Origin of the sequence: Hymenobacter sp. 5317J-9 (assembly GCF_022921075.1) — a bacterium.
Taxonomy (GTDB): domain Bacteria; phylum Bacteroidota; class Bacteroidia; order Cytophagales; family Hymenobacteraceae; genus Hymenobacter.
In genome coordinates this window covers 2388703-2406976 of record NZ_CP095050.1, presented here as the reverse complement: position 1 = coordinate 2406976, position 18274 = coordinate 2388703, and the positions used below count along the sequence as shown (strand labels likewise).

At 60.8% G+C, this 18274-nt stretch carries 14 protein-coding genes; 6 read left to right on the top strand and 8 right to left on the bottom strand.

Features of this window, described 5'->3' with window-relative positions; translation table 11 throughout:
- Nucleotides 1-53: 53 nt before the first annotated feature.
- Together murA and MUN81_RS10015 are read left to right on the top strand one after the other, a co-directional pair.
- Nucleotides 54-1358: a UDP-N-acetylglucosamine 1-carboxyvinyltransferase gene (gene murA / locus MUN81_RS10020; RefSeq protein ID WP_245117158.1), complete on the top strand. Its 1305-nt coding sequence runs from the start codon at nt 54-56 to the stop codon at nt 1356-1358.
- A 287-nt stretch (nt 1359-1645) separates the two neighbouring features.
- Nucleotides 1646-2326: a DUF4349 domain-containing protein gene (locus MUN81_RS10015; protein ID WP_245117157.1), complete on the top strand. Its 681-nt coding sequence runs from the start codon at nt 1646-1648 to the stop codon at nt 2324-2326.
- A 72-nt stretch (nt 2327-2398) separates the two neighbouring features.
- Here the strand turns inward: MUN81_RS10015 and MUN81_RS10010 are convergent, their stop codons facing one another.
- The 7 genes from MUN81_RS10010 to MUN81_RS09980 all read right to left on the bottom strand — a co-directional run bounded on the left by MUN81_RS10010 (nt 2399) and on the right by MUN81_RS09980 (nt 11877).
- Nucleotides 2399-2737 (bottom strand): phage holin family protein, encoded by a 339-nt coding sequence (locus tag MUN81_RS10010; RefSeq protein WP_245117156.1) that lies wholly within the window; start codon nt 2735-2737, stop codon nt 2399-2401.
- Nucleotides 2738-2764: 27 nt separating this feature from the next.
- A complete protein-coding gene (locus MUN81_RS10005; protein WP_245117155.1) occupies nt 2765-3859 on the bottom strand; it encodes an agmatinase family protein in 1095 nt (364 codons plus the stop codon).
- Nucleotides 3860-4017: 158 nt separating this feature from the next.
- Nucleotides 4018-4650 carry a chemotaxis protein CheC gene (locus MUN81_RS10000; RefSeq protein WP_223827427.1) on the bottom strand — a complete coding sequence of 211 codons (633 nt, stop codon included), beginning with the start codon at nt 4648-4650 and terminating at the stop codon, nt 4018-4020.
- Nucleotides 4651-4706: 56 nt separating this feature from the next.
- Nucleotides 4707-6344 carry a chemotaxis protein CheA gene (locus MUN81_RS09995; protein ID WP_245117154.1) on the bottom strand — a complete coding sequence of 546 codons (1638 nt, stop codon included), beginning with the start codon at nt 6342-6344 and terminating at the stop codon, nt 4707-4709.
- A 105-nt stretch (nt 6345-6449) separates the two neighbouring features.
- The gene (locus MUN81_RS09990) at nt 6450-6851 is read right to left on the bottom strand and encodes a response regulator (protein WP_223827426.1); all 402 of its coding nucleotides are present in this window, start codon (nt 6849-6851) and stop codon (nt 6450-6452) included.
- A 62-nt stretch (nt 6852-6913) separates the two neighbouring features.
- Nucleotides 6914-7441 carry a chemotaxis protein CheW gene (locus MUN81_RS09985; RefSeq protein WP_245117153.1) on the bottom strand — a complete coding sequence of 176 codons (528 nt, stop codon included), beginning with the start codon at nt 7439-7441 and terminating at the stop codon, nt 6914-6916.
- A 38-nt stretch (nt 7442-7479) separates the two neighbouring features.
- Nucleotides 7480-11877 (bottom strand): HAMP domain-containing protein, encoded by a 4398-nt coding sequence (locus MUN81_RS09980; RefSeq protein WP_245117152.1) that lies wholly within the window; start codon nt 11875-11877, stop codon nt 7480-7482.
- Nucleotides 11878-12207: 330 nt separating this feature from the next.
- On the opposite strand from MUN81_RS09980, the gene topA reads away from it, so the two are divergent.
- On the top strand, nt 12208-14697 hold the full coding sequence (gene topA, locus MUN81_RS09975; protein WP_245117151.1) for a type I DNA topoisomerase: 2490 nt from the start codon (nt 12208-12210) through the stop codon (nt 14695-14697).
- A gap of 68 nt (nt 14698-14765) precedes the next feature.
- The gene (locus tag MUN81_RS09970) at nt 14766-15626 is read left to right on the top strand and encodes a DUF4846 domain-containing protein (RefSeq protein WP_245117150.1); all 861 of its coding nucleotides are present in this window, start codon (nt 14766-14768) and stop codon (nt 15624-15626) included.
- Between the two features lie 15 nt (nt 15627-15641).
- Here MUN81_RS09970 and MUN81_RS09965 read toward each other — a convergent pair whose 3' ends face one another.
- A complete protein-coding gene (locus MUN81_RS09965) occupies nt 15642-16304 on the bottom strand; it encodes an HAD family hydrolase (protein WP_245117149.1) in 663 nt (220 codons plus the stop codon).
- 168 nt (nt 16305-16472) lie between these two features.
- Here MUN81_RS09965 and MUN81_RS09960 point away from each other — a divergent pair, with 168 nt between their 5' ends.
- Complete coding sequence (locus MUN81_RS09960) at nt 16473-17189, top strand: pirin family protein (RefSeq protein WP_245117148.1); 717 nt, start codon at nt 16473-16475, stop codon at nt 17187-17189.
- A gap of 159 nt (nt 17190-17348) precedes the next feature.
- Nucleotides 17349-17939 (top strand): nitroreductase family protein, encoded by a 591-nt coding sequence (locus tag MUN81_RS09955; RefSeq protein WP_245117147.1) that lies wholly within the window; start codon nt 17349-17351, stop codon nt 17937-17939.
- Nucleotides 17940-18274: the final 335 nt, after the last annotated feature.

Sequence of the window (18274 nt, the reverse complement as noted above, 5' to 3'; positions counted from 1 at the left end):
GGTGATAAGGTCCTTCGCTGCGCTCAGGATGACAGATTTTACTTTCTAACTACATGGCTGCATTTGAAGTACGCGGCGGCAAAAAGCTGCGCGGCGAAATCACGCCCCAGGGCGCCAAAAACGAAGCCCTCCAGATTCTCTGCGCGGTATTGCTCACCCCCGAGCCCGTTACCATCAGCAATATTCCCGATATCCGTGACGTCAACAAGCTCATTGAGCTGCTGCGCGACATGGGCGTGAAAGTAGGCAAGCTGGCCACCGACACCTACGTGTTTCAGGCCGAAAATGTGAATCTGGACTATCTGGACACGCCGGAGTTTATCGCCCAGGCCGGCGCCCTGCGCGGCTCGGTAATGATTCTGGGGCCAATGCTGGGCCGCTACGGCCGCTGCCAACTGCCCAAGCCGGGCGGAGACAAAATCGGCCGCCGTCCCATGGACACGCACTTTCTGGGACTCGAAAAGCTGGGCGGTAAGCTCACGCTCGAAGGCAAGGATTTCTACCGCATCAAAGTCGACGGCAAGCTGACGGGCACCCACATGCTACTCGACGAAGCGTCCGTGACCGGCACCGCCAATATTCTGATGGCAGCCGTGCTAGCCGAGGGCGTCACCACCATCTACAACGCCGCCTGCGAGCCCTACCTGCAGCAGTTGTGCCGCATGCTGGTGCGCATGGGCGCCAACATCCAGGGAATCGGCTCCAACCTGCTCACCATTGAGGGCGTGGACCGCCTCGGCGGCACCGAGCACCGCATGCTCCCCGACATGATTGAAATCGGCTCCTTCATCGGCTTAGCGGCCATGACGGGCTCCGAAATCACCATCAAAGACTGCCAGATTCCGGAGTTGGGCCTCATCCCCGATACCTTCCGCAAGCTCGGCATCCAGCTTGAATTCCGCGGCGACGACATCCACATTCCGGCGCAGGAGCACTATGAAATCGCCACTTACCTGGACGGGTCCATCCTCACGGTTTCGGACCACACCTGGCCGGGCTTTACTCCTGATTTGCTGAGTATTGTGCTGGTGGTGGCCTGCCAGGCCAAGGGCACGGTGCTCATTCATCAGAAGATGTTTGAGAGCCGTCTGTTCTTCGTCGACAAGCTCATCGACATGGGCGCCCAGATTATTCTCTGCGACCCGCACCGCGCCACCGTTATCGGGCTTGACCAGCAGAAGCAGCTACACGGCATCACCATGACCTCGCCCGACATTCGGGCTGGCGTGGCCCTGCTCATCGCCGCGCTGTCGGCCGAAGGCAAGAGCACCATCCTCAACGTGGAGCAGATTGACCGCGGCTACCAGTTCATCGACCAGCGCCTGAATGCATTGGGCGCCGAAATCAGCCGCGTATAAACAATCTAATAACCAGCGTTATGCGCTGTTATAAACAAAAAAGCCCGGCCGTAAAAGTCGGGCTTTTTGCTTGGTAATGGGCTACCGAAACGACCTCGCCGGATAAAGGGTCAGCTGCGCCGCAGTTTGTTTTCACTTTCAGCTTTCCCAATAATCTTCCGATGAAAAACCTGATTTTTCCGGTCCTATTTGGACTCGGACTGGCGGGGTGCAGCCAGGCCTCAGAGGAACAAACGGCGACTTCTGTTGCCCAACCCACGGCGAAGGTCGCGTCCGGGAACGGGACCTTGGGCGCAGCTGCCACCAACCGCATTGTGGTGTACGAAGGCAAATTGAACCTCGGCGTGGCGTCTTTTGACAAAGCCAGCGTCAGCATCGACAGCCTGCTTGCGGTGTATGGCGCTTTTCAGGCGTCGGCGCACGAAACCAGCACCGACGGCCAACGACAGCAGGACCTGACCCTCAACGTGCCGCCCGCCAACTTTGTGCGGCTGGTGGCGGCGCTGAGTAAGCTGGGCCGCGTCGAGAGCAAGGACGTCACCTCTTCCGACATCACCGGCGACGTGCTGGAAGCCAGCAATGCCCTCAACGACCAGCAGGCGGCGCAGACGAAGCAGCAACAGCTACTGGCCAAAGCCACTTCCCCGGCCCAGGCGCAGCAACTTGCCGCTCAGGGCCGGGAGCTGCAAGCCGGAATTGCCGAGGCGGAAGCACGTCTGCAACGTTTTGGCGCGCAGCGGAAATGGGCCACGCTGGCGCTGCACTACTTCCAGTACCTGCCCGCGCCGGAGCCGGCGGCGCCCCTGCCGGCTTTTGCGCCTCGCTTTGCGGAGGCGTTTAACCGGGGCTGGTCGTGGGTGCTGAGCGGACTGGTCCTGCTCACCAACCTCTGGCCGCTGCTGCTGCTGGGTGGCAGCGTAGCCGCGGGCTTGCGGTGGTGGCGCCAGCGGCAGCAGGCCCCGGCGTAAGCGCTTGGCATCAACGCACAAAAGCCCCGGCAGCTGCGGCTACCGGGGCTTTTGCGTTTCGATTGGCCGGCGTTAGTCCACCACCAGGTCCACAATGGCGTTGACCACCGACAGCGCCAGGCTGAACAGCAGCGCGTTCAGCAAGCCGTGCACATCGAAGCTGGTCATCAGGAAATCGGCCAGCTTCACAATGATGACGTTGATGACCAGTAGAAACAGGCCCAGCGTGAGAATGGTGATGGGGAAACCCAGGATTTTGAGAATGGGCTTCACCACGGCGTTGAGCACGCCCAGCACCAGCACCAGAATGATGGCGCTGCCGAAACCGCCCAGGGCCACGCCCGGCAGCACCATGCTCAGGCCATACACGAGGCCGGCCGTGAGCACAATTTTGAGAATAAAACCAAGCATAAAGAAGTTGGTTGAGGTGAGAGAAGCTTATTCGGCGGCTACACCCTTGGCCGCCAGTTTGCCCTGAGATACGGCCATCCAGTTGCAAAGTTGGTAGAGCAGGCGCGCCCCCACAATGGCGTTCCACTCGGTGTCGCCGGGGGCCACTTCGTTGAGGTCGCAACCAATAATCTGAATGCCGGCGCGCACAATGGCCCGCAGCAGATAGGTGGCCTCCTCGTACTCCAGGCCGCCGGGCACGGGCGTGCCGGTGCCGGGGCACAGCTTGGGGTCCAATCCGTCAATATCGAAGCTGATGTAGACCTTTTTGGGCAGCTGCGCAATGATTTTGCCGCACACCTTCTTCCAGGATTTCTTAGCAAACTTCTCGTCGCTCAGAAAACGCTGCCCAAACAGCGCCACGCGGCCGTTCGAGGTTTCGATGAGCTCGGCTTCCTGCTGGCAGTAGTCCCGGATGCCCACCTGCACCAGCTTCTTCACCTGCGGCAGCTCCAGCGCGTTGTACATGATGCTGGCGTGCGAGTACTTAAACCCTTCGTAGGACGGGCGCAGGTCGCAGTGCGCGTCGAACTGCAGAATGGCGAATTCTTCGTGGCGCTCGGCCAGCGCGTGCATATAGCCCAAGGGCGTGCTGTGGTCGCCGCCGAGCACCACCACGCTTTTGCCGGCGTCGAGCAGGGCACCAGTTTTATCCTTGAGCCAGTTCAGCATCTTTTCGCCTTCCACCGTCACGTGGCCGGGCACGCTGCTGTGCTTTTTCAGGCCTTCCTCGGGCTCGCCGGCTTCTACCCATTCGATGTAATCGGCGGCCTTGGGGCGCAGCTCGCGGCTGGCGGCGGCAATGGTCTCGTCGGCTTCCTCCATGGCCAGGCCCAGCTTCCAGGCTTCGGGCAGGTCAGGGTCGTAGAGGTCAACCTGCAAGGAGGCCTCGTGGACGGCGGCCGGGCCCTCGGCGGTACCGGCACGGTAGCTCACCGTGACTTCCCACGGCACGGGCACCACCACCACCTGGGCTTCTTCCGGCGTGAAGGGCAGGCCGAACAAGCCGCCGGCCACGTCGCCGGGCGCATTGGGGTCGAAAGAAGCAATTTTTTTGGCTAAGGCCGCGTCGTTTTTAGACATGTGCGAGGGATTGAAGAGGATAAATGAAACGCAAAAAGAACGTCATGCTGAGCGGAGCCGAAGCATCTCTACCGCGTGAGTAATTTAATTACTCTTGCACGCGAGATGCTTCGGCTCCGCTCGGCATGACGTTGTAAAAAGTCAGAGCAGAAAATGTATTAAGCCGACATCTGGCTGCCCAGGAAATCGTAGCTGCGAATGATTTCGAGGATTTTGGCAAACGTCACGCGGTCGAAGAACAGCATGAGTGGGAGTTCCACCATGTTGTCTTTGTCGGAGAACTGCGTGATAACCGAGAAAATGAGCGGCTGCAGCTGCTGCTGGGGCAGCAGGTTCTGCATCATGTCGGCAATGTCGCCGCGTGGGGCGGTGGGGGGCGCGCCGTAGATGTTCGCCTTCAGAATATTAGCCAGCTGCGTGACCAAGGCCCCCGTGATGATGTTGCTAATTTCAAGCAGCAGCGACTCCTGCAGCTCATTGACTTCCAGCGCTTCGGGCGCATTCATACGCAGGCACACCCGCGACAGGCGCTGAATGTGCTGGCCCGAAAAGAACATGAGCGTGGTACCGTTGAAGTCGCCGCGAATGTCGGACTGAATGGCCACGTGCCGCGACTGGTACTCACGCACCTTGCGCATGATGTCCTCGCTCATCAGCAGGTCGATGTTGGGCACTTCCAACAACACGCGCTCCTGGGCAATGACGGCAAACGAATCGGCGGCGCGCGCCAAGCCGATGTTCAAAATCTCGCGGATTATATCTCGCTCTAAGTCTGTCATCGATAAATCCATAGCGTCGAAGAAAGGGAAAGTGCAGCAGCGAGGACTGAGGGTGAAAAAAGGAAAACTTAGGGGCGTTTGTTCAGAAACAGCCGGGTGAGGGCGGGCACGTCCAGCACCAGGCATACCTGCCCGCTGCCCAGCAGGGTAACTCCCCCAAACAAGTCGATGGTATCCAACGGCTTGCTCAGGGGTTTAATGACAATGTTTTGTTGCCGGATAAACCGGTCAACCACCAAGCCCAGCCGGCGGTTATTGTAATTGACCACCAGCACCTGCTGGGGGCCTACGATGTCGTCGCGCGTGGCGAGGGGCAGCGGCCCGTCGCCTTCGTCGTGCAGCAGCTGGCGCAGCGGCACCAGTGGCACCGACTGCTCCTGAAAATGGGTGACCATCACACCGCCTACCACCGAAATCTGGCCGGGATGTAACGACAGCACCGTGTCGGTGTGCAGCAAGGGCACGGCGTAGGGGCGCTCCTCCACTTCCACCAACAAGGCGCCTTTCACGGCGATAGACGTGGGCAGCACCAGCGTAAATGTGGTACCCACGCCCAGCTGCGATTCCACCCGAAGCTGGCCGCCCAGCGAGTCAAGCGCCAGCTTCACCACGTCGAGGCCCACGCCACGGCCCGAAATGTCGGTCACCTGCTGCGCCATCGAAAAGCCGGGCTCAAACAAGAAGGCCCATACGGCCTGCTCGCTCAGGCCCGCCGCGGCACTGGCCGTGGTCAGGCCGCGCTCCACGGCCTTGCGGCGCACCGATTCGGTGTCGATGCCGCGGCCGTCGTCGCGCACTTGAATAAGCACGTCGTCGCGCTCGGTCAGGGCCGAAAGGGTGAGCTGGCCCACGGGCGGCTTGCCGGCCTTGGCGCGCTGCTCTCGGGTTTCGAGGCCGTGGCTCACGGCATTGCGCACCAGGTGTAGCAGAGCATCGGTGATGATTTGCAGAATGTTGCGGTCAATCTGTACGTCCTGACCGCTCAGCGTAAGCTCTACTTCCTTGTCTTCGGCCGAGGCTACGTCGCGCACCACCCGCGGAAATTTATTTAGTAGCACGCCCACGCCTACCAGGCGGGCATCCATTACGCTGTACTGCAGGTCGTCGGAGATGCGGAACAGGTGCTGGGCCGTGGCTAGCAGGGCCGGATTGTCGAGCTCCTGCGCCAGGGTCATTATCCGGTCGCGGTCAATCACCAGCTCACCCACCAAGTTGAGCAGGTTATCGAGCTTTTTCACCTGGATGTACACCAGGTCGGACAGCTCCATCTTTTTGTTGGACTCCTCTTCCGTTTCGGCGGCCTCCTCTTCTAGGATGGGGGCTTCGCCGCGCACCAGCCGGTCGAGGTTTTCGAGCAGGGCCGTGGCGTCGGGCAGGGGCTGGTTGGCGCCCACCGCCCGAATCATATTGCCCAGAGCATCTACCCCGGCAAATACCACCCGAATCAGCGGCCCGCTGAACATCCGCTCGTGGTCCCGGATGAGGCCAAAAAGCGTTTCTAGGTGGTGAGCCACTTCGCCGAGGTCGTTGAAGCCCATCGCCCGGGCATTCGCCTTGAGGTTGTGCATCAGCCGGAAGAGCTCATTGAGCGCCGGGCCCGCGTCGGGGTTGCGCTCCAGCTCACTCAGGTGCCGGCTCATGGAGTCATAATACTCCAGGGCCTCGGCCATAAACATTTCCCGGTATTCCTGGTCGCGCGTTTTCATAGGCCAGCGGTCAATGTAATGGCCTGCGCACACTGTGCCGCGCGCAGCCCTGCCCCACCCTGGCGGGTGAGTTGCGGCGATGCGACGAGGCAGAAGAAGAGCACCTTAGGCAGCCTGTTCCGGAGAGTCACTTTTCAGCGCCGCTCCCACGATTTCCAACACTTTCTCTTCCGAGAACGGCTTCACGATATAGGCAAGAGCGCCGTTCTCGATGGCTTCGTTCACGATAACTTCCTGGCCCACGGCGCTGCACATCACGACTTTGGCCGAAGGCTGCGACTGGCGCAGGCTCTTGAGCACGTCGAGCCCGGTGTTATCGGGCAGAATCACGTCGAGGGTAATGAGGTCGGGGGTGGTGGCGGTGGCCATTTCCAGGGCTTGCGCGCCGTTGGCGGCTTCGCCCACCACCTCGTACCCGGCATCGGTGAGCATGTTCTTGAGCATCGTGCGCATGTAAAAAGAGTCGTCGACGATGAGGATGCGCTTATTCATGGAATTGGGTGACATGGAAATGTAACGGGAAACAGCCGGGGCTACGTGGCCCGGCCCGGCGTTGTACGGCTCAGCGCCTACGAAGATGCCCCTTTGCCGGGCAAACGCATCACTTCACTGGGCGTGAGCAGCTTGCGCATGTCCAGCACGATGATGATGCCACCCTCCGGCAATTTGGCGATGCCTTCTAAGTATTTGTCGCGGGTAGTGGCATCCTGCACGAATTCTGGCGCCGGTTCTATCTGGCTCAGGGGCAGCGTAAACGGGCGGGGGACCTCGCGCACCATCAGGCCCAACGTGTAGTCGGCGGCCTCCACGGCTACCGTGTAGCTGCGCTCCGGAATGGGCCGCCCGGCCGGCCGCAGCCGAAACCGTTCCTCCAGGTCCAGAATGGCGATGATGTCGCCGCGCAGGTTGGCAATGCCTTTGATGAAAGGCGGCGTTTTGGGCATACGAGCCACTTCCGGAGTCACGGTGACTTCCTTAACTTGCTCGATGCGAATGCCATAGTCCTCGTCGCCGAGCCGAAACACGATGAGCTGCACCAGTTCGGCAGGCTTGGCGCGTTCGGTTTTGGGCGCGGCGGCTAGTTCAATCTCGGCCATGCGGAAAACAATAAAAAGCTAGGCAGGTGGATTGACAATTACTTTTTGGCTTTGGCTTTGGGGGCCGTTTTTTTGGCTGCACCGCTACCTTTTTCCTGGCCGTTGCCGGGCTGGTCATCCGCCGGCTTGGCTACTGCCCGCGCCTGACGACGAGCAGCAGACGCTTGGTTGGGGCTGTTGGTGGGGGCGGCAGGTGCTTCAGCCCGTGCGGGGCGTACCGACCGCCGCGGGGTCGGCGCTGCGACTTGGGCTTCGGGCTCCTGGCGAGGCATCCGACGGGCCATACCGTTTTGGCGGCCATTGCTGACAGCTGGGGCTTCCGGCTCAACTTGCTGGCTCCGACGGCGGGTCGCCATGCCATTTTGCGAGTCGGCGGCGTAAGCCGTTTCGCGGGTGCGATAGCCGTCGCGGGCAAGGGGCCGGCGCACGGGCTGCGGCTCAGGTTCCGGCTCGTAAGTATAGGAGCTGAGCTGGAAGGTTTCGAGACCGGCCTGCAGGTCGTCGGCAATGTCGGTGAGGCGCTGCGAGCTGGTGGTCAGCTCCTGCATGGCCGTCGACAGTTGCTTGGCGGTACCAGCCACTTGCTGCGTGCCGGTAGCCGTTTGCTCGGCAATGGCTACCACTTCTTCCACGTACTTCACCACGTCGCCAATCGAGGTTTTCTGCACCTCGGTGGCCGTGAGAATGTCGCGCGAGGTGCGCAGCGTTTCGCCCGAACTGGTGGCAATGTTCTTAAAGGCCGAGCTGGCTTCGAACGTGGCGTTCTTACCTTTCAGTACTCGGTTTTCCATGGTCGAAATAGCGGTGGCGGCCGAGGACGTATCTTTTTTCACGTCTTCCACCAGCGTCGCAATTTCGTTGGCCGACTTGCGGGAGCCTTCGGCCAGCTTGCGGATTTCCTCGGCTACCACAGCGAAACCGCGGCCGGCTTCCCCGGCGCGGGCGGCTTCGATGGCGGCGTTCAGAGCCAGCAGGTTGGTTTGCGAGGCAATGTCGGTAATCACACCCAGCGACTTGCTGATTTCACCCGACCGGGTGCTCAGTACTTCGATGGTGCGCGAGGTCTGGGAAGCGGCGCTGGATATCTCTTCCATGTTTTTCACCACTTCGGCCACCGTTTTCAGACCGAGCTGCGAGGTTTGCTCACCAAGGATAGCCGATTTGTTCACGACGTCGGCCTTGTTAGCCGTTTCCTTGGTGGCCTGCATGATTTCTTCAATCAGCTTGAAGGCCTGGTCGGTTTTCAAAGCCTGGTTCTGGGCGCCCTCGGCCATTTGCTGCATGGCCAAAGCCACGTCGACCGTAACGCGGCTCATCTCCTGGCCTTTGCCAGCCATTTCTTCCGACGAAGTCCCCACAATCTGCGACGAGTCGTTGATTTCGCCGAGCAGCTCGTTCAGGTTTTCCACGGCCAGGTTAAGGGCGTTGGCCATGGCGAGAATGTCGCCCGTAGTGGGCACTTCCACGCGTTGGGTCAGGTCGCCCTCCGAGATTGCGCGCACCACGCGGCTCACTTCGAGCACCGGCGAGGCGATGCTTTCGATGAGCTGGTTGAGCGTGTCCACCAGTTCTTTCCAGGAGCCCGACACACCGCCCACGGTGGCGCGCTCGGTCAGCTTGCCTTCCACTCCGGCCACTTTCGCCACGCGGCTTACTTCCGAGGCGAGGCGGTTCAGGTCGTCCACCATGCTGTTGATGGTGTCGGCCAGGTCGGCCACTTCGCCTTTGGCTTGCAGCGTCAGCTTCTGGGTCAAGTCGCCTTTCGATACGGCCGTTACTACTTTCACCAGACCCCGCACCTGCGTGGTGAGGTTGGAGGCCATGTAGTTTACGTTGTCGGTGAGTTCCTTCCACACGCCGGCCACGCCGGGTACCGAAGCCTGGCCGCCGAGCTTGCCCTCGGTGCCCACTTCCTGCGCCACGCGGGTTACCTCGCCGGCAAAGATGTTGAGCGAGTCCACCATTCGGTTCAGGTTGTCCTTCAAATCTAGCAGTTCGCCGTTGACGTTTACCGAAACCTTCTGGCTCAGGTCGCCGCGCGATACGGCGGTAGCTACGTTGGCAATGTCTCGCACCTGAGAAGTCAGGTTCGAGGCCATTGTGTTTACGTTGTCGGTAAGGTCTTTCCAAGTACCCCGAACGTTTGGCACTTTGGCCTGGCCGCCCAGCTTGCCTTCCGTACCTACTTCGCGGGCCACACGGGTTACTTCGTCACCGAAGGTATTCAGGGAGTCCACCATTTCGTTGAGGTTTTCCTTCAACTGGAGGAGCTCACCGCGCACGTTAACCGTGATTTTCTGGCTCAAGTCGCCTTTAGCCACGGCCGTGGCCACGTTGGCAATGTCGCGCATTTGCGAGGTCAGGTTCGAGGCCATCGTGTTCACGTTGTCCGTCAAATCCTTCCAGGTTCCCGATACTTTCGGCACGTTGGCCTGGCCGCCCAGAATCCCTTCGGTGCCCACTTCGCGGGCCACGCGGGTTACCTCGCCGGCGAAGATGTTCAGCGAGTCCACCATCTGGTTTAGGTTGTCCTTCAGGTCCAGCAGTTCGCCTTTTACATCTACCGTAATCTTCTGCGAAAGGTCGCCTTTCGATACGGCGGTGGCCACGTTGGCAATGTCCCGCACCTGCGAGGTCAGGTTGCTGGCCATCGTGTTTACGTTGTCGGTCAGCTCCTTCCAGGTGCCACCTACGCGGGGCACTACGGCTTGGCCGCCGAGCTTTCCTTCGGTACCTACTTCGCGGGCCACGCGGGTTACTTCGTCGCCGAAGATGTTGAGCGAGTCCACCATCTGGTTGAGGATGTTCTTCAGTTCCAGGATTTCGCCCTTCACGTTCACCGTCATCTTTTGGCTCAAGTCGCCGCGGGCTACGGCCGTGGCCACGTTGGCAATGTCTCGTACCTGCGAGGTCAAAGCCGCAGCCATGTCGTTTACGTTGTCGGTGAGGGCTTTCCATACACCGGCCACGTTCGGCACGCTGGCCTGGCCGCCGAGCTTTCCTTCCGTGCCCACCTCTTGTGCCACACGGGTTACTTCGCCGGCAAACAGGTTCAGCGACGCCACCATCTGGTTCAGGTTCTGCTTCAGCTGCAGGAACTCCCCTTTTACATCGACGGTAACCGTTTGAGTCAGGTCACCTTTTGCTACGGCCGTTGCCACGTTGGCAATGTCACGTACCTGGCTGGTGAGGTTACTCGCCATGTAGTTTACGTTGTCGGTCAGGTCCTTCCATACGCCGGCCACGTTCGGTACCACGGCCTGGCCGCCGAGGCGACCTTCGGTGCCCACTTCCTGGGCCACACGGGTTACTTCGCCAGCGAACAGGTTCAGCGAGTCCACCATCTGGTTCAGGTTCTGCTTCAGTTGGAGCAGCTCACCCTTGACGTCTACCGTTACCTTCTGCGACAAGTCGCCCTTGGCCACAGCCGTGGCCACGTTGGCGATGTCTCGCACCTGTGAGGTCAGGTTGCCGGCCATGTTGTTCACATTGTCCGTCAAGTCTTTCCATACACCAGCGACGTTTGGCACTGAGGCTTGGCCGCCGAGTTTACCCTCGGTGCCCACTTCCTGGGCCACGCGGGTTACTTCCCCGGCAAACAGGTTCAGCGAGTCCACCATCTGGTTCAGGTTCTGCTTCAGCTGCAGGAACTCACCCTTTACGTCTACCGTGATTTTCTGCGAAAGGTCACCCTTTGCTACGGCGGTGGCCACGTTGGCAATGTCCCGCACCTGCACGGTGAGGTTCGAGGCCATGTTGTTTACGTTGTCGGTCAGGTCCTTCCAAATACCGCCCACGTTCGGTACCGAGGCCTGGCCGCCGAGCTTACCCTCGGTACCTACTTCCTGCGCCACGCGGGTTACCTCGCCGGCGAAGATGTTCAGGTTGTCAATGGTTTTGTTGATGGTTTCGGCCATCAGCTTGAAGTCGCCCGATACCGGAATCTGGAAGCTTTCATCCAGGTTGCCGCGGCTGATGTTTTTCAACACCTTGCCCACTTCCAATACCGGCACAGCGATGCTGTCCACGAGGCCGTTGATGTTGTTCACCATGTCGCGCCAGAAGCCGGCGGCGCCGTCGGAGGAGGCACGGGCCTTGAGGTTGCCCTCCACGCCGGCCACTTTTGAAATGCGCGATACCTCGCCGCCCACACCCGCAATCATGTCCACCATCGAGTTGTACGCCTCGGCAATTTCGGCGAAGATGTCGTCGTTCTGCTTGGTAAGGCGCACCGACACGTCGCCTTTTTTGAAAGCGTCGAGGGCGTAGAGCACGCGGTTCAGCTGGTCGTTGACGTAGCCGGGGTCTTGCGTGTCGATGGACCCGCGCGAGCCGCCTTTTTTGCGGGTCAGGTCGTTGTTGGTGCGCACCACGTCGAGCGGCGAAACGGCGCCGGCGTCCGGCGTCCCGCCGGCGTCAACGTCCAGAGCCTCCACTTTGGAATTGGGGCGTGGCTTAGATTGCGGAGACTTGGGGGAAGCCATATAGAATAAGTATCAATCGAACGGAAAGGAGGAACGAAACAGGGGGCGAAGTTACGCGCGTTCGGCGGCAATACACAACGGCAAGATTTGGCCGAAAAAGCAATGAACTCAGGGGCCCGCTTGGGGTGTTGAACCAGTCCCAGCGTGGCCGGATTATTGCCGGGTGTGCTTTCGGCAGGAATATTCCGGCATCTTTGCGGCCAATTTCAACATTTCGCCACGGCTGGCCGTTTCAGTTCCCCGACTACCCGCTCCGACCCGTCGTCCCCCTTACCCGCCCACATGGTCAAGAATTTAGTTATCGTCGAGTCGCCGGCCAAGGCCAAAACCATTGAAGGCTATCTCGGCCAGGATTTCGTGGTGCGCTCCAGCTACGGCCACGTGCGCGACCTGCCGAAAGACAACAACGCCATCGACATCGCCAACGGGTTTAAGCCCACGTACGTGGTGTCGGCTGACAAGCGCGAGCTCATCGCGCAGCTAAAAAAACTTTCCAAGGAGGCCGAAATGGTGTGGTTGGCGAGTGACGATGACCGCGAGGGCGAAGCCATTTCGTGGCATTTGGCCGAAACGCTGAACCTGCCGCTGGCCAAAACCAAGCGCATTGTGTTCCGCGAAATCACCAAAAATGCCATCCTGGGTGCCATCGCCAACCCGCGCGAGGTGAACCAGGATTTGGTGAACGCCCAGCAGGCCCGCCGCGTGCTCGACCGCCTCGTGGGCTTCGAGCTGAGCCCCGTGCTCTGGAAAAAGGTGAAGCCGGGCCTGAGCGCCGGCCGCGTGCAGAGCGTGGCCGTGCGGCTGGTGGTGGAGCGCGAACGCGAAGTGGCCAGCTTTCTGAGCGCCAGCGCCTACCGCGTGGTGGCCCGCTTCGATGCCGGCCGCGGCGCCGTACTTGAAGCCGAACTGCCCACCCGCTACAAGACCCGCGAAGAAGCCGAAGCTTTCCTGGGCCGTTGCGTGGGCGCCACGTATCAGATTGAGAGCCTCGACAAGAAGCCCGGCAAACGCAGCCCCGCCGCGCCGTTCACGACTTCTACGCTGCAGCAGGAGGCCTCGCGCAAGCTGGGCTACTCGGTGGCCCAGACCATGAGCGTGGCCCAGAAACTGTACGAAGCCGGTAAAATCAGCTACATGCGGACCGACTCGGTGAACCTCTCCCAGGAGGCCCAGGCCGGCGCGCAGGCCGCCATCACGGCGGCTTACGGGGCCGAGTACCACCAGCAGCGCAACTTCAAAACCAAATCCGCCTCGGCCCAGGAGGCCCACGAAGCCATTCGTCCCACGGATTTTGGCGCGGTGAAGGCGGGTTCCGATGCCTCAGAGCAGCGGCTCTACGACCTCATTCGCAAGCGGGCCATGGCCTCGCAGATGGCGGAGGCCGTGATTGAGCGCACCACGGCGGTTATTGGCATCAGCACGCAGCCGGGCACCACGTTCACGGCCACGGGCGAGGTCATCACCTTCGAGGGCTTCCTGAAAGTGTACGCCGAGAGCAAAGACGACGAGGAGGAAGAAGAAACCAAAGACGGCGAATCGAGCTTCTCGCGCGGCCTGCCGCCGCTGAGCGTGGGCCAGGTGCTGCCCCTGCAGCGGCTGAGCGCTACGGAGCGGTTTTCTTCGCCCCCGCCCCGCTACACCGAAGCGTCGCTGGTGAAAAAACTGGAGGAAATGGGCATTGGCCGGCCTTCGACGTATGCGCCCACCATCAGCACGGTGCAGAAGCGCGGCTACGTGGAAAAAGACACCCGCGAGGGCAAGGAGCGTAAGTTCCACGTGCTGACGCTGGACGGCAGTCAGGTGAAAACCGAAGTAAAAACCGAGAACTACGGCGCCGAAAAAGCGAAGCTTTTCCCCACGGATACGGCCATGGTGGTGAACGACTTTCTGGTGGCGCACTTCCCGACGGTGATTGACTACCAGTTCACGGCCAAGGTGGAAGACGAATTTGACCAGATTGCCAACGGCCACGAAAACTGGACGCAGATGCTGACCGGCTTCTACGACAAGTTTCACGCCACCGTGGAGGCCGGGCAGGACATTGAGCGCAGCACCGTGAGCGGCGCCCGCGACCTGGGCGTGCACCCCGAAACCGGCGAGAAAATCTCGGCCCGCCTGGGCAAGTATGGCCCCTACGTGGCCCTGGGCGATACCACCGACCCGAACGTGAAGCCGGCCTACGCCAACTTGCGCAAGGGCCAGTTCATTGAAAGCATCACGCTGGAAGATGCGCTGGAGCTGTTCAAGCTGCCGCGCATCGTGGGGCAGTTTGAAGACAAGGACATGACGGCCAATCTGGGCCGCTTTGGCCCCTATGTGCGCCACGACGGCAAGTTCTATTCCCTCACCAAGGAGCAGGACCCGCACACCATCAACGCCGAAGAAGCCGTGGCCCTGATTGAGGGCAAGCGCAAAGCCGACGCCGAGCGCCTCATCAAGAGCTTCCCCGAAAACCCCGACATTCAGGTGCTGAACGGCCGTTTCGGTCCCTACATCGTGGCGGGCAAGAAGAACGTGAAAATTCCCAAAGGCGAGGAGCCCGCCGAGCTGACCCTGGAGCGCTGCATGGAGCTGGCCGACGCCACCCCCGACAAGCCCGCCAAGGGCGGCCGCTTCGGCAAGAAAGCTGCACCAGCCAAGGAAGAAAAAGACGCCGACGCCCCAGCAAAGAAAGCCGCGGCCGCGAAAAAACCAGCTGCTAAGAAAACCGCCGCCAAAAAGCCGGCAGCCAAGAAAGCACCAGCAAAAAAAGCTACGGCCAAGGCAAAATAATTACGGTATAGCCGCGTTGGAATGCTACCAAAAAGCCCGCACGTTGCGGGCTTTTTTGGCTTTCGCGTATGCTGCTTAGCCGCTTGCTGTTGCCCCTGGCACTGCCTTTTTTGCTGGTAGAAGCCGGCCCCGCGCCGGTTGGGCGTCCGGCGGGCCTCTCCTACCCGTGGCTCAACAAACCGGGCGCGGCGTCGCAGTCGCTCGCGGCGCGGTTTCCGGCCCCGGCGGGGTGCCGCCGGGCACCGGTAGCGGCCGGCTCCTGGGGCGAGTGGCTGCGCTACCTGCCGCTGAAGCCGGCGGGCACGAAGGCCCGGCTCTACAACGGGGCGCTGAAAAACCGGCAGGAGGTGGTGGCCGCCGTGCTCGACATCGACGTGGGCACCAAAGACCTGCAGCAGTGCGCCGATGCCGTGATTCGCCTGCGCGCCGAGTACCTGTTCAGCCAAAACCCCAACCAAATACATTTTCACCTCACCACGGGCTACGACTTCTGGTTTTCGGACTTCGTGGCCGGCAAAACCTTTCGGGTGGTGAACGAGCAGGTGCTGCCCGCCACCCGGCCCGCCGAGGCTCTGACGCACGCAGCGCTGGGTCGCTACCTGCTGCCCACCTTTGGCTACGCCGGCACGCTATCGCTCAGCCGGGAGCTGCGGCCGACGCCCCTGGCGGCGGTGCAGCCCGGCGACGTGTTGATTCACGGCGGGGCGCCGGGCCATGCCGTGCTGGTGGTGGACGTAGCCGAGAATCCGGCCACGCATCAGCAGTACGTGCTGCTGGCCCAGAGCTACATGCCGGCCCAGAACATTCACCTGCTGCGCAACGTGGACGCGCCCGCGCTGGGGGCCTGGTTTGCCGTGCCCGGGCCGGCGGCGGCCGAGTTCGACACGCCGGAGTGGACGTTTGGGCGCCGGGAGCTGGGCCGTTTCTGAAAACTCCTGCCGTATTTAGGCCGGCGTGATGGCCTCGATTTCGGGAGCCGTCAGCTCGTCAAAATGCCGGATAATGCGGTCGGCGTGGCGCAGGTCCTGCCCGGCCGAATGCTCGCTGGCGTAGCCGATGCAGTAGATGCCGGCCGCCTTGGCCGCCGTCACGCCATTAGCCGAGTCTTCGATGACAATGCACTCGCCGACGGGCGTGCGGGCCAGCTCGGCGGCGCGCCGAAAAATGGCGGGGTCGGGCTTGGAGCGCTCGAAATCTTCGCCGCTGATGCGGTGGGTGAAATACGAGTCCAGCCCGAACCGGTCGAACACCCGCGCAATGGTGGCTTTGGAAGCCGATGACGCCACGACCAGCTGCACATCGTGCCGCCGGAGGTCTTCGATGAGCGCGCGCACCCCGGGCAGCAGGTCGAGGTCGGCGTCGGTGTCGAAGGACTGGTTGAACAGCTCGCGCTTGCGCATCACCAGCGTTTCCACGTCGGCCGCCAGATGGTATTTGTCCTTCAACAGCTGAAACACGTTGCGGGTCGACTTGCCCAGAAAAGTGGCGTACTCAGCGTCGGAAACCGGAATGCCCAGTTCGGCAAACAGCGAGAAAAAGGCTTGGTGATGAATTGGCTCGGTGTCGATGATGACGCCGTCCATGTCGAAGATTACCGTACGAATCATGTAAGCAGAAGCCGGAAATGAGGCCAAGCAAAGGTATCGGCTGGGTGTTGCGCAGCGCGCCGCCTGCATAAATGGGAAGTAAATAAACTTTTTTCAGCCGAAAGATGTATAGACATTAAATGTATGTACATTTGTCATCATAATCACGTTTCAACATCGCCTGTACTCATGGCCAGCACCGTCCTTCACCTCGCAAATACCCGTGGCCACGCCAATCATGGCTGGCTCAATTCTTACCATACCTTCAGCTTTGCCGGCTACAACAACCCCAGCCGCGTGCACTTCGGCGCCCTGCGCGTGCTGAACGACGACACCGTGGCCGGCGGCATGGGCTTCGGCAAGCACCCGCACGACAACATGGAAATTATCTCCATTCCGCTGTCGGGCGATTTGGAGCACCAGGATTCGATGGGCAATAAAACCGTCATTCGCCAGCACGATGTGCAGGTGATGAGCGCCGGCACCGGCGTGGCCCACTCCGAGAAAAACCACAACGCCAACCAGGAAGTGAAATTCCTGCAAATCTGGGTGTTCCCGAATGAGCGCGGCATCAAGCCCGCTTACGGCCAGCAGACCTTTGCCCCGGAAGCCCGCCACAACCAGTTGCTGCAGGTGGTATCGCCGGTGGGCAACGGCGACAACCCCCATATCCACCAGGATGCCTGGTTTCACCTCGGCAACCTCGACCAAGGCTTCGCCACCGACTACGCCATCAAAAAGGCGGGCAACGGCGTCTATGCCTTCGTGCTGGAAGGCGACGTTACCATCAACGGCCAGGCCCTGCACCGCCGCGACGGCTTCGGCATCTGGGACACCGACAAGCTGACCATCAGCGCCGATAGCAACGCCGAGCTGCTGCTGATGGAGGTACCGATGGAGTTTTAATTGGTGCCGTCCGCTTGTTCGCCCCCTCCCACAGGAACGTCATGCTGAGCGCAATTGAAGCATCTATACTGTGAGAGTAATTCATTTACTACTGCGGTAGAGATGCTTCGGCAAGTTCAGCATGACCGTTCTCCAATCTGACTACCCAACCACCAAAAAATGAAAGCCGCCCCCACCACCTACCCCGTCCACGAGCTCATTCGCAACCGCTGGAGCCCCCGCTCCTTCTCGGTTCAGCCGGTGACCCAAGACGCCCTGAATCAGATTTTTGAAGCCGCCTCCTGGGCCTTCAGCGCCATGAATGCGCAGCCCTGGCAATACATCTATGCCCATAAGGCCGATACCGAAGCTTTTCAGAAAATTCTGGACACGCTGATGCCCGGCAACCAGCCCTGGGCTCGAAATGCGCCGGTGCTCATCATTGCCCTGGCCAAAACGCAGTACGAAAACGGCCAGCCCAACGGCGCCGCCATGCATGACCTGGGCGCCGCAAATGCTACCCTCTTCTTGGAGGCCACCGCGCTGGGCCTACACGGCCACGTGATGGGCGGTTTCGACCGCGAAAAAGTGCGCCGCGACTTTAACCTGCCCGAGGGGCTGGAGCCCGCCGCCGTGCTGGCCCTGGGCTACCTGGGCGAAGCCGAGCAGCTGGAAGAGCCCTTCCTGAGCCGCGAGAAAGCCGCCCGCAACCGCAAGCCCGTGGCGGAGTTTGCCTTTCGGAATGAGCTGCCGACGCCTGTGGTGGCTTAAGTAGCATTAGTTTGTCGGCCTGGAAAACTGGTTTTCAATCCTAGGCCAACCTAAAATATTATCATAACGAAGAGGCCATTTCACCGCGGTGAAATGGCCTCTTCGTTGAATAAATATATGCTCAGTAAGCAGGCAATGGTCATGTGATGCACCGAAAGGTGTTTTGCTGAAAACCAGCCTCCACTCGCCGTCAAAGGGCGTAGCCCGGCTAATTTCTGCGGCGCGTTGGCAGCATCGCCAGCCGTAAAAAAGACGCCCCGCACGCCCGGTCCAGGCAACCCTGTTGCAAGGCGCGGGGTATATTTGACCGCCTCCGCCCGGCAGTTTGCCGCGCC

Coding starts and splice junctions, on each gene's coding strand:
- MUN81_RS09995 (WP_245117154.1), bottom strand. CDS start 6,344: ATGAAAACGCGCGACCAGGAATACCGGGAAATGTTTATGGCCGAGGCC.
- topA (WP_245117151.1), top strand. CDS start 12,208: ATGGTCAAGAATTTAGTTATCGTCGAGTCGCCGGCCAAGGCCAAAACC.
- MUN81_RS09970 (WP_245117150.1), top strand. CDS start 14,766: ATGCTGCTTAGCCGCTTGCTGTTGCCCCTGGCACTGCCTTTTTTGCTG.
- MUN81_RS09990 (WP_223827426.1), bottom strand. CDS start 6,851: ATGTCACCCAATTCCATGAATAAGCGCATCCTCATCGTCGACGACTCT.
- MUN81_RS10010 (WP_245117156.1), bottom strand. CDS start 2,737: ATGCTTGGTTTTATTCTCAAAATTGTGCTCACGGCCGGCCTCGTGTAT.
- MUN81_RS09955 (WP_245117147.1), top strand. CDS start 17,349: ATGAAAGCCGCCCCCACCACCTACCCCGTCCACGAGCTCATTCGCAAC.
- MUN81_RS09965 (WP_245117149.1), bottom strand. CDS start 16,304: ATGATTCGTACGGTAATCTTCGACATGGACGGCGTCATCATCGACACC.
- MUN81_RS10000 (WP_223827427.1), bottom strand. CDS start 4,650: ATGGATTTATCGATGACAGACTTAGAGCGAGATATAATCCGCGAGATT.
- murA (WP_245117158.1), top strand. CDS start 54: ATGGCTGCATTTGAAGTACGCGGCGGCAAAAAGCTGCGCGGCGAAATC.
- MUN81_RS10005 (WP_245117155.1), bottom strand. CDS start 3,859: ATGTCTAAAAACGACGCGGCCTTAGCCAAAAAAATTGCTTCTTTCGAC.
- MUN81_RS09985 (WP_245117153.1), bottom strand. CDS start 7,441: ATGGCCGAGATTGAACTAGCCGCCGCGCCCAAAACCGAACGCGCCAAG.
- MUN81_RS09960 (WP_245117148.1), top strand. CDS start 16,473: ATGGCCAGCACCGTCCTTCACCTCGCAAATACCCGTGGCCACGCCAAT.